At 32.4% G+C, this 12,253-nt stretch carries 9 protein-coding genes, 1 pseudogene and 1 riboswitch; all 10 genes and pseudogenes read left to right on the top strand.

Translation table 11 applies throughout. From position 1 onward, the window contains the following. Positions 1–14 precede the first annotated feature (14 nt). Positions 15–281, top strand: a complete 267-nt coding sequence (locus VQL36_RS18145; protein ID WP_349250654.1) for a hypothetical protein — start codon at positions 15–17, stop codon at positions 279–281. Then, positions 278–930 (top strand): annotated as a pseudogene (locus VQL36_RS18140) (SMI1/KNR4 family protein). Before VQL36_RS18145 ends, VQL36_RS18140 begins: the two are co-directional and overlap by 4 nt. A 610-nt stretch (positions 931–1,540) precedes the next feature. Next, positions 1,541–2,710, top strand: coding sequence for a hypothetical protein (locus VQL36_RS18135; protein ID WP_349250653.1), 1,170 nt, complete (start codon positions 1,541–1,543; stop codon positions 2,708–2,710). A gap of 265 nt (positions 2,711–2,975) precedes the next feature. Next, the gene (locus VQL36_RS18130) at positions 2,976–3,167 is read left to right on the top strand and encodes a hypothetical protein (protein ID WP_349250652.1); all 192 of its coding nucleotides are present in this window, start codon (positions 2,976–2,978) and stop codon (positions 3,165–3,167) included. Between the two features lie 514 nt (positions 3,168–3,681). Continuing rightward, on the top strand, positions 3,682–5,256 hold the full coding sequence (locus VQL36_RS18125; protein ID WP_349250651.1) for a response regulator transcription factor: 1,575 nt from the start codon (positions 3,682–3,684) through the stop codon (positions 5,254–5,256). A gap of 35 nt (positions 5,257–5,291) precedes the next feature. Beyond that, positions 5,292–7,058 carry a sensor histidine kinase gene (locus tag VQL36_RS18120; RefSeq protein WP_349250650.1) on the top strand — a complete coding sequence of 589 codons (1,767 nt, stop codon included), beginning with the start codon at positions 5,292–5,294 and terminating at the stop codon, positions 7,056–7,058. A 62-nt stretch (positions 7,059–7,120) separates the two neighbouring features. After that, positions 7,121–8,830 (top strand): ABC transporter substrate-binding protein, encoded by a 1,710-nt coding sequence (locus tag VQL36_RS18115; RefSeq protein ID WP_349250649.1) that lies wholly within the window; start codon positions 7,121–7,123, stop codon positions 8,828–8,830. A 321-nt stretch (positions 8,831–9,151) separates the two neighbouring features. Continuing rightward, positions 9,152–9,256, top strand: a riboswitch (TPP riboswitch). 167 nt (positions 9,257–9,423) lie between these two features. After that, a complete protein-coding gene (gene tenA / locus VQL36_RS18110) occupies positions 9,424–10,113 on the top strand; it encodes a thiaminase II (protein WP_349250648.1) in 690 nt (229 codons plus the stop codon). A 63-nt stretch (positions 10,114–10,176) separates the two neighbouring features. Next, entirely contained in the window at positions 10,177–10,761 is a 585-nt protein-coding gene (locus VQL36_RS18105; protein WP_349250647.1) for an ECF transporter S component, read from the top strand. A 14-nt stretch (positions 10,762–10,775) separates the two neighbouring features. Continuing rightward, positions 10,776–12,242: an ABC transporter ATP-binding protein gene (locus VQL36_RS18100; protein WP_349250646.1), complete on the top strand. Its 1,467-nt coding sequence runs from the start codon at positions 10,776–10,778 to the stop codon at positions 12,240–12,242. Positions 12,243–12,253: the final 11 nt, after the last annotated feature.

Genomic DNA, 12,253 nt, shown 5'->3' with positions numbered 1-12,253 from the left:
ACACCAGAGAACAAGTGATCACTTATGCGTATGATGAAGTCGGCAACGAAAAGAAAGCTCCTGCAATACTTCTACCATCAAGCTCTGGTCAACCACATGCAAAAATTTCTTCTATGCAGAGACAAAGAAGAAAAGCTGAAGGCTATAATACTGATATTCGCTATGAATTTAATGAGAGCTATAGGGAAATGATTGAAGCAGGAGTTGATCGTAAAAATGTACGGAAGGCAATAGGAGATGCATATAAATATTTTGATGATTTAGGAGGTTTCATAGAATGATTGACTTATCTAAGGCTCCAGATTTAATAAAAAAACAATCTGCCAGTGATTTTGAAATACAGGAAGTAGAAGACCTTATGAAAGTTGAATTACCTAATGTGTATCAGAACTTATTAAAATATACAAATGGTCTATCAATTGGTGGTGGGATAGTAATTTATGGTACTGAGGATATTGTGGAACGAAATAAGACTTGGGAAGTAAATGAATATGCAAGTGGATATGTTTCTATTGGTGATGATGGTGGGGGTAATGTTTTCTTAATGTTTCAAGGTTCAAATGAAAAAAGGGTAGTAATTGTTGATTCTGGTGATATGAACCCCAATCATGCTACTTTAGTTACCTCGGATTTTAGTAAATGGATTAGTAGTGGTTGCTTAAATGAAACAGAACAAAAAACAATACTTGTTCCACCTGATACTTGTAATATAGTTTTAGTAAAAACTCCTAGTGGAGGCTTGAAATATTTGGTAAGAATAAAAAAATATTAGGTCTTAATATTTCAATGGAACATTTACTTAAGGGTTCAAAAAATCCCCCTTTGATATTAGTAGAGGAATTTCCTTATGGTAAGGCAAATAAATTAATTGAAAAATTAGGGTCAATTGGAATGGCGCTTAATATAATACCTACTAACAAAAATGATTAATGTTAGGAATTAATTTTTAAAAAAAGTAACAACTCCTTGATTGGCTATATGCCTTTCAAGGTTTTTTTATGAATATCAAATCCGATAAATAACATAAGTTATTTATTTTTTTAGCATTTTGGTCTTATTTTTCTAAATACCTATAAACAGTTGTCCGAGAAATTCCCCTTTATACATTGTTATATTTTCTAAAAACTATGAAAACTAATCCCTTGCACAAAATACTAGTACAAAATGAAAAATCAAAAACTTTTATTTAGGTGATTTTTTACTGTAGGATTTCAAAAAAATAATTCGCTATATTAATTATAATCAATAGAATAACTGCAAAAAAACTAGAATAACTGTGGAAAATTATAGTTATTGTACTATTTTTAAGAAAAAAGGCTGATTATTAGGTTTTATAGGTTTATTTTTAATATGTTAAAATAGATTCAAAACTTGGTATAAAATTACATATGTTCATGTGAATCAAAAATAAGTGATTAGTTTGTTATTTCTGATTAGAGTAATTCTAATGAATGACATAAATACATCTTGTTTTACTCCAAAATTTTATTAAAAGAACGTAGGAGATGATTTTATGAAAAAAATATATACCCTAGTAATAATGTTTTTTATTGTTAGTAGTTTGATTCTATCAAATCAATTTACATCCCCAGTTCAAGCACATAAGGCAGAAGGAGAGTTTTCATTATTAACCTATAATGTAGCAGGGTTGTGGGATCCTGTTTCTCAATCAAGTCCAGCAACAAATACTATTCTTATAAGTCCTAAATTAAACAATTATGATATTGTACTTGCTCAAGAGGATTTTAATTATCATAGTGATTTAATTGAAAAAGTAAATCATCCTTATTTATCATCACATTCTGGTATTATGGGTTTTGGTGATGGATTAAGTCGGGTTTCAATGTTTCCTTTTACTCATTTTACTCGTAAAGAATGGAATGATTGTTACGGTGTTTTTGATTCTGGAACTGATTGCTTAACCCCTAAAGGCTTTTCATTTGCTCGTCATGAAGTAAGCGATGGTGTTTTCGTAGATATTTATAATCTTCATGCTGATGCAGGTGGGAGTCAAAATGATAAAGATGTAAGAAAGAAAAACTTTCAACAATTGTTATCCAAATTGAATGAATGGTCAACAGGGAATGCTATTATAGTTGCGGGGGATTTTAATAGTAAATATAAATATGAAGGGGAAGTAAGGCAATTTGTAGATGCTGGATTTTCCGATGCATGGGCAGACATTGAGAATGGAGGAATTATTCCTGGGATAGGGGAGTCCGGCGATCGAATTGATAAAATCTTATATCGCAGTGGAGATTTTATACAATTAAGTGTCAAAGATTATGCTGTTCCAAATGATGATTTTCTAGACAGTGCTGGAAAACAATTGTCTGATCATCAACCTGTCTCTGCAATATTTGAATACCATGCTGAAGAAGCTGTAGAAGAACTTACCCTTATTGCTTCAACTACATCAAATGGTGGACCTCAGCCAGGTCAGAAACATCGTTCAAGCAATAATTTTTCTACAGTAAACATTCCTCCAGGTACTGAAAAGTTATATTGGGAAATAGTTAATAACTCCAATGCAGATTCAATAAGTTTTAGAGTGAAAGAGGATGTTCCAGTATGGACTGATCCTATTATTTTTAATTCTTTAAAAAATGGTTCTTACACCGGTGTTGTAAAGAATGATTCATTATATATAGCAGACCCATCAAGTACAGGTGGAAATTCATTTACCGTTAATGTATATGCTGTTAAGTAGTTCTTGTTCACCCAGATTTCACTTTCAAAGGTTGTTTAAATAAGTTTAATATAATACATTTAAAATGGTCTCAAAAGAAGTTGAAAACTTCTTTGAGACTTTTTTTTGAAAGAAAGTATCATTACTAAATAAATACTAGTTTGAAAATAAAATTTTATAGGAATTAGCGGAACTTTTGAAGGGCATTACAAAACGTCCAATCAAAGGATTATTATAGCTCATATTATATTTAAAAATTAAAAACTAATGAAGGATGGTTGATAATATGAGCTTTTTGGATGATTCGATATGTAAATGTTGTGTATGTCCAATGCAATGTGTATTAGATCAATTAAAAGGTGAAATAGTTACTATAAGCACAACGACAGGTGATGAACTTGATTTAACAATAATAGATGCGAAAGATTTTATTTTATCTACTTTTGATAGTAATTTTCAAATTAATAGGTATTTTTAGCCTAAATTATAAAGAAAGGCACTTCTCTTAAAGAAAAATGCCATTTTGTGGAATGTAAATATACTACTCTACTAAATAAAGTTTAAACTTCACCCAGTCCCAGAACCAACAGAAGGAATAGCGTAACTATTATTATGCCTTCCGTTGTTCTATAAGGTAATGGATCTCTACTAAATATGCTTCTAAATCCACTTATAATGCCAGAAAAAAACATAAAATTCACCTCCCTTTCTATTAGAATATGTCAGATTTACTATATTTGCTTGTGCTTCAATCTATTTATAATGTTAGTATTTTGACACTTACATAAAATAAAAAGAAAAAGAGTTATGGTATTGTTGATTGATATAATTTCTAATTAAATTCATAAAAAATTAAACAATATACTTAAATAATTTAAAACAAATATTCAGTATACTTTACTTTCTACTAGAAACGAATACACTAATGATATAGGCTTGCTTTTCACTCTATCATTATTGTGATAAGGTCACTCGGAAAGGGGACTTCATTCATGTATACTGTAATGATCGTTGATGATGAGATTTATGTGCGTAAAGGATTGAGGAATTTAATCGACTGGAATAGCTGTGGGTATAGTGTAATTGATGAGGCAGAGGATGGTGAGGATGCACTCTCGTTAATTCAGGAAATTAACCCAGATGTAGTGATTACAGATATTCGAATGCCAGTCATAGACGGATTGCAGTTGATACATAAAGTAAAGGAACTGCAAATGGAAACTAGTTTTATCATCATTAGTGGGTATAATGATTTTGATTATGCCAAACAAGCAGTACGTTATGGCGTACACGATTATATCTTAAAACCGATTGATCAAGAAGAGATGACTAGAGCACTATTAAGACTAGGGGATAAAATCAATCAAAGAATAACTTATTTAAATAAAAATAATCATTTGCTTTATAATCAAATGATCAATGGTTTGTTTCGACGTGAATTTACTGAAGATGAATTATTGCATTGGTGCAACAAACTACAGATACCCCCCTCCACAATTTATTATTATGCCTTCATTGAATTAAACGACACCCATCTTTGCAAAGATGATGTGACAACCCAAGTTAAGCAGATGAAAGAAAATATTCAAGTTTTTGTTACCTCCTCAAGAGCAACAACAAATCATTCTAATCCTATTTATTTGTATGAACATCATGGCAAACTAGGTATGATTATTACCGATAATGAACTAGGTCATTATCAAGGTGATGTGAATCTTTTTACAGATAAATTGAAACAAGTTTTGATGAAGGAACAAAATAGCAACGTGTATATATACATTGGTAAACCTACAAACCTACTATATGAATTATCCATATCTTACCAGAGTGCAAAAGAAGTTTTGCAATATAAATATTTAAATGATGAAACGCAAATCGTCACATTTAACGATGTAAAACATTCATTAAAGTATACTTTGCTAGATCTACCGTTATATCAATCATTGTTAATGAAGGTTGAAGAGAAACATGAAATTGATCTCAGAGTCATTATAAATCAAATTTTTGAGGATTTTCGTATGAAATTTTATGCAGTGGAGGCAGTGAAAGCGTCTATACAACAGTGTGTCCATGGTTTGTTAGAAATAATACATAATATGAGTGGAGATGCAAAGGAAATTCAAACGATTGAACCTATTAATAGTTGGAATGACAATCCTCTTACATTAAATGAACTTCATCGTTTATTTAGTGATTTTGTTATGGAGTGTAGAGCTGTAATTCATCAATTGAGAAGAGGGAATGTAAGAGGACAGATTGAAAAAGTTAAACAATACGTAGAGCAGAATTATCATGAGAATCTAAAATTAAAGAAGATTGCAGAACGATTTTATATGAATCCAGTCTACCTTGGGCAACTCTTCAAAAAAACATATGGAATATATTTTAATGAGTATTTATTAGAGTTGAGAATTAGAGAAGCAAAAAAGTTGTTACGTCAAACCGATTATAGAATCTATGAAATTGCTGAAAAAATCGGTTTTAATAATCCTGATTATTTCGTTACTCAATTTGAAAAGCTTGAGCATATCACACCGTCAGAATATCGAAGTAATCTAATAAAGTAAAAACGATTTATTTTTATAAAGAGGGGACCGCAAGTATGAATCTAGGCTTAGATCATATTCGTTTAAGAAATAAAATGTTAATCATTTTTTTCGTATCGGTGTTTACCCCTATCTTACTCACTAATATCATTTTTTATATTGTAACAACAAATCATGTAGAGAATTTAAGAATGAAAGATATTAATAAAAACATAGAACAAATGAAAAGTGAATTTCAGATAGAAGTAGAACATGCGATATCGCTATCTTCATTATTTTATACGGATTTTTGGATTAATAAAACTTTATCGTATTCTTATACGAACAATGAAGCGGAATATGTTGAAGCGTATAATTCCTATTTACGCAGAGTATTAAACAGCAGTTACACCCCAATTTATACATTAGTGAAGGAAATTACAATTTATGTAGACAATCCAACACTGCTTTATTCAGGAGGTGTGGAATTTATTTCTCCTGAAGTGGAGAAAACAGAGTGGTATAAAAGAATAAAGAAAAGTAATTATTCTACCCCGATTCTAATTCGAACTGAATCATCCTTTGGAGAAAAAGACATCTTCAGCATTGTTCGTAGAATGGATTATTATAGGGATCAAAATCATGTTGAGAAAGTACTAAAAATTGATTTGCGTCCAAAAGCTATTGAGCAAATATTCTCAAATTTAAATGTAGATGGCGATTTGTATTTAATAGAGAAGAGTAAGAGGAGCGTTGAATATACAACCAATTCAAATATGGAATGGCGAAATACAGAAATTATATATGATCAAATTGATTTGCCTAAAGGAACGATCGTCATAGAAAAGGATTTTTCAGATGATATTCTTCTTGGACAATGGAATGTCATTGCAGAGATTCCAGATATAGAAGTGTTTCAGGAAGTGAAAGAATCTTCTAATTTTGTCATTTTATTAGCTTGTTTGATTATTATTTTACCAACACTAGTTATTGTATGGATTACTAGATCTTTTACGGTTAGACTCATGTTAATTTTAAAACATATCAATAAAGTGACAACACAGAACTTTGAAATCATTCCTGATATTAAAGCACGTGATGAAATTGGTCAACTCTCAATTCAATTTAACCGAATGACATTAACTATAAAAAGTTTAATTGATGATGTGTATAAAGCTGACATTCAAAAGAAAAATTTAGAACTACAGCAAAGACAAGCGCAATTAAATGCGCTTCATAGTCAAATTAATCCACACTTTTTATTTAATGCATTGGAAACGATTCGTATGCGAAGTCTGATGAAAGGCGAGAACGAAACAGCCAATATTATTCAGAGCATGGCCAAGATGTTAAGAACATCGTTAGTGTGGAAGATGGATAAGGTGACAGTAAAACAAGAATTAGAATTAATTTATTGTTTTTTAGAAATACAGAAATATAGATTCGAACAAAAACTAGATTATCATATTCAAATAGATAGTGCCGCTTATGATTGTACAATTCCCAAAATGACTTATCTAACGTTCATAGAAAATGCTAGTATTCATGGAATAGAGCCGCTTAAACATGGGGGTAGGATCGATTTAAAAATCTCTATCGAAGAGAATGTATTAGTGTACTATTTACAAGATAATGGGGTGGGTATGAAAGAAGAAAAGCTTTCTCAATTAAATCAATATATGCATTCCAAAAAGGACATGGGGGATCGGGTAGGTATTCAGAATGTGATCTATCGACTAAAGTTATATTACGAAGAACAATTTGAAATGCTCATTGATAGTGAAGAAGGAAATGGAACAACAATTCAAATTCGATTGCCCATTGAAAAAGAAATGAAAACTTAAATGAACATTATTGAATTACTACATATACTTTTTAATGTTTTTACAATGAGGTTGTAAACATTATGAACGAAAGGGGACTAGGTATTATGAAGGTGAAAGTGCCTTATTTGTTTTTGATCCTGATGTTGTTTATGGTTTTCGTAGCTGCATGCTCAGAAAGTAGTAGTAATGAACAAGTAAATAAAGCAACATCAAACAATCAAGATGGTAAAGAAACTTCAGTAGAGAATGTGACTTTTACATTATTTAATGCAGGGGCTGGATTTAGAGATTTGAACACCAATGAAACGATGATAGGGAAAGTACTAGAGGATCAAACTGGTGTTAACTTTGAAATGGAATTTTTGGTTGGAGACATCAATACAAAAGTTGGTACAATGATTGCGGCTAACGAATTTCCTGATGTTGTGATACCAGATAGTGCCATTGATAAATTTTTAGATGCAGGGACCTTTATTCCTTTAAATGATTTAATAGATGAGCATGGACCGAACATACAAAGAGTTTATGGATCCTATTACGAGCTAATGAAGCAGGAAGATGGAAATATTTATTTCTTACCCTTTGATGCTATAGTGGGTGAGCGTGTTCCAAGTCCTAATGTTGATCAAAGTGCGTTCTGGATACAACGTCGTGTTCTAAAGGAATTTGGCTATCCTAAAATTAAAACATTAGATCAGTATTTTCAATTAATTGAAGAATATGTAGCGAAACATAAAGATGAAGATGTAACGGGATTTATTAGTTTAACTCATGATTGGAGGTTTTTTGTTTTAATAAACCCAGCAAATCATTTGGCTGGATTTCCAAATGATGGTGGGGTAATGGTTGACATGGAAACGTATGAAGCCACAGTTTATGCAGATAAGGAAGATTCTACTAAGCGTTGGCTTCAAAAATTAAATGAAATGAATGCCAAAGGGCTGTATGATAAATCTTCATTCGTTGACAACTATGATCAGTACCTAGCGAAAATATCATCTGGAAAAATATTAGGATTTTTTGATTATGGTTGGCAGGTAAGACCAGCACTTCAACTTTTAGAGGAATTTGGTAATGATGATCTCCTTTATATGCCTATGCCTATAGTATTTGACGAGGATATTAAAGACCAATACGGTGACTCTCCAGGTTTCGTAGATAATCGTGGAATAGCCATTACTGTCAGTGCGGAAGACCCTGCTAAGATCATTCAGTATTTCGATAACCTTTTAACAGATGAAAATCAAATTTTGTCCAACTGGGGTATTGAAGGCGAAACATTTGAAATCGATGAGAATGGAAGATTTTATAAAACCAAGGAACAAATCGATCAAGAAACAGAAGAATTTAGGGAATCATTTGGTCTTAAATATTTTGAATACTTTTGGCCTCGTTACGGAACAGGTTCTTCTTTAGCAGATGGAAATTCGGTTGCTCCTGGGTCTCAGGCGGAAGTCGTGCAATTAGGATATACAGAAGGTGATTTAAATTTACTCAAGCAATATGGTGTGAGAACCTTTGCAGAGTTGTTCTCACTAACAGATGAGAGACCTTGGTTCCCAGCATGGAGTGTTCAGGTGGAACAAGGTTCACCAGTGCAAATTTTTGATACAAGATCGGATGAACTTCAGAGGAAATATTTCCCTAAGCTTGTGCTTTCTAACCCAGGTGAATTTGATCATGTTTGGAATGAATATGTAACAGAATTTAGAAAGCTTGATGTTAAAGGTTATGAGAAATTTATGACAGAACAAATAAAAAAGAAGGTTGATCGTGCATATGGAAAGTAATAAAGTTTATGAAGAGCCTACCACTAAAATATTATATCAAGGATGTGCACCAAAAAAACTCTTATTGAAAGGGGTGTTAAATTCAGCGTCTGATTATTATAAGACTTTATGGGAATTGAAAAAAATGGACGACCATGTATATGAAGAATTGATGAATAGGATTAATGAATATAGGAAGTTATACATGGAGAATTGATTTAAAATGTAAAACTTATAAGTGAACTTTCCCACAGATTTCTTTGAATACAATTATATAAGCTGGAAATCTTTTTCCTTGTTAAAATAAAAAAACTATAGTAATGTTGTATTTGAATTTAAAACCGAAACCACTAGGGGTGCAAATGATATTTGCTGAGAGGGGCATTAGCTCTAACCCTTGTACCTGATCTAGTTAATACTAGCGTAGGGAAGTGGATGGATGATTTGCAATACTTAGGTGCAAATTTGTCTTAATCCCACTCTACTGTTAGAGTGGTTTTTTTATACCTGTTTCAACAAAAATTATGAAGGATTCGGTAGCCCGAGAAGTATTCGAATTATGCTGAAAAGCACTTTTTCACTTTTTGGGATCTTATAGAAAGGTGGAGAAAGAGATGAAATTTACTGAACAGATAAGAAAAGAAGCAGATGCCATTTGGCAGGCGAGTTTTGATCATCCATTTGTTAAAGGGATTGCTGACGGAACATTATCATTGGATCGTTTTCGTTATTATGTCTTACAAGACTCATATTATTTAAGTCATTTTGCTAGAGTTCAATCCATAGCTGCTGCACAAGCCGATGACTTACATACTGTTAGTCGTATGGCATCCCATGCAATTGGAACGAATGAAGCGGAGTTATCACTTCATAAAGCGTTTTATGTTCAGTTAGGCATAACTGAACAAGAAAAAGAAAATTTCAAACCAGCACCAACAGCTTATGCATATATATCACATATGTACCGTGCAGCTCATACTGGTCGTATAGGAGATACGATAGCTGCTTTGCTGCCATGTTATTGGTTGTATTATGAAATTGGTGAGAAGCTTAAAGGTTCAGCACCTAAAGAGCCGATTTATCAGGAATGGATTGCAACCTATGGTGGAGACTGGTTTCGTGAGTTAGTTGAAGAAGTCATTCAATTAGTGGATAATATCGCTGAAAAAGTGACAGAGTCAGATCGTGAACGAATGAAAGATCATTTTATATTAAGCAGTCAATATGAGCTGATGTTTTGGGAAATGGCATATCAAAAAGAAACATGGCCAGTAGACTTATTAACTTTACCGTCAAAGTATTAACTTTGAAAATAAAATATGATGGTTATTTTTAGGGTAGAATAACAGAAATAGGAGGTTCATGAAATGAATAATAAAGGATTAAAATTAACAGATATATTGGTTACGATTGTTATTGCTATCGTATTTGGGATTGTTTATAAACTATGGACACCCGTTTATTATGCGGTAAAGCCGTTCGGTTTGCATTTTGATCAATTAATCTATGGAATGTGGTTTATAGCTGCAACGGTTGCATTTTTAATTATCCGTAAACCTGGGGTAGCTTTAATTGCAGAAATTGCTGCTGCATCTGGTGAATTTATTGTAGGTTCAGAATGGGGATTAGAAGTATTAATTTATGGTATACTGCAAGGTTTGTTTGCGGAATTAGTATTTGCAGCAGTTCGTTATAAACGCTATGATATCTTAATTGTTTCACTTGCTGCAATTGGATCAGCATTTGCATCTTTATTATTTGATTATTATAAAGGGTATCTTGATGATTTGGTAGCTTGGAATTTAGTATTATATATTGTGGCAAGAGTTATTGGATCCATTGCTATTGCTGGGGTGTTTGCCTATTATCTTGTAAAAGCTTTGGAAGCAACGGGTGTTACAAACTTAGTCCGTCCGGCATCAAAAGAAGATTATGATGCACTAGATAAATAATAGAGGTGTCTTAAATGTCACAAATAGCTAGTGTTAAAAACTTACGATTAAAATTTGCAGGGAGTTCATCTTTATTGTTTAAAGATGTCTCCTCTTCTTTTTTTGAAGGTGAAAAAGTCTTAATATTAGGTCCTTCTGGGTGTGGAAAATCGACACTTTTACAAGTATTATCTGGTCTCATTCCAAATTCTATTGAAGTACCGATAAAAGCAGATCATATTACTATACCTGATTCATGGGGATATGTGTTTCAAGATCCAGATACTCAATTTTGTATGCCCTATGTGGATGAAGAAATTGCTTTTGTATTAGAAAATTTACAAGTGTCTCGAAATGAAATGCCTGAAGAAATACGGAAATATGTGGACATGGTAGGACTTAATTTGGACAATCTCCATACTCCGGTACAAACGTTATCTGGAGGGATGAAACAACGGTTAGCAATCGCTTCAGTCATGGCACTGCAACCTGAAGTTTTATTTCTAGATGAACCAACAGCAATGCTTGATCCTGAAGGTACGGAGCAAATCTGGGATACCATTAAAAGTGTTGCTAGTCATAAAACTGTATTTATAGTAGAGCATAAAATTGATCATGTATTAGATTTTATTGAACGAATTATTTTATTTAATGAGCAAGGTGAAATCATTGCTGATGGATTGAAAGACGACATTATTTATACGTATAAACAGCAGTTAATTGACCAAGGTATTTGGTATCCAGGAGTTTGGGAGGATTATATAAAAAGAGAGAAAAAACAAAAACCAGATGTCCCTGATCAAGACCATGAATTAATATCTGTATCACAATTTAAAGGTCTTCGGGGAAAATCAGTAAAATTAAAGATTGAGAATGTGGATGTTTTCCCAGGAGAATGGATTACTATCGTGGGAGAGAATGGGGCAGGGAAAAGTACTTTACTCCATTCATTTATGCAACTTATTAAAACAACAGGGAAATATATGATAGAAGGGCAATCAATTGAAAACATAAAGAAATTAACGGATCATATGACGTTCGTTTTTCAAAACCCAGAATTTCAATTTGTAACAAACTCAGTACACGAGGAAATCGCATACTCTCTTCATTTAGATAAGTTGGATGAAAAAATAATAGAGGAAAAAGTAACGGATTTATTAGATGAGTTCCGCTTACATGAACAGAGAAATCAACACCCTTATCAATTATCCATGGGCCAAAAACGTAGGTTAAGTGTAGCAGCAGCTATTGTGAAAGAGCAAAAGATTGTATTGTTGGATGAACCGACATTTGGTCAAGATGCAAAAAACACGTTTACTATTTTAGAGTTAATTGAACATTGGCGTCAGCAGGGAACAACGGTATTGATGGTCACACATAGTATGGAAGTTGTACAGTATTTTTCAACGAGGGTATGGAAGATTGAAGAGGGCAAACTTGTGTATGACGGCACTCCAGAAGTATTTTTTCAGGAAGAAATTAAAGAGTTATCACTTAATTAGTAAGGGGGGAG

The sequence above is a fragment of the Chengkuizengella sp. SCS-71B genome (assembly GCF_040100845.1).
Classification (GTDB): domain Bacteria; phylum Bacillota; class Bacilli; order Paenibacillales; family KCTC-33759; genus Chengkuizengella.
The sequence above is the reverse complement of the archived record's forward strand: the minus strand, read 5'-3'. Positions and strand labels throughout refer to the sequence as shown.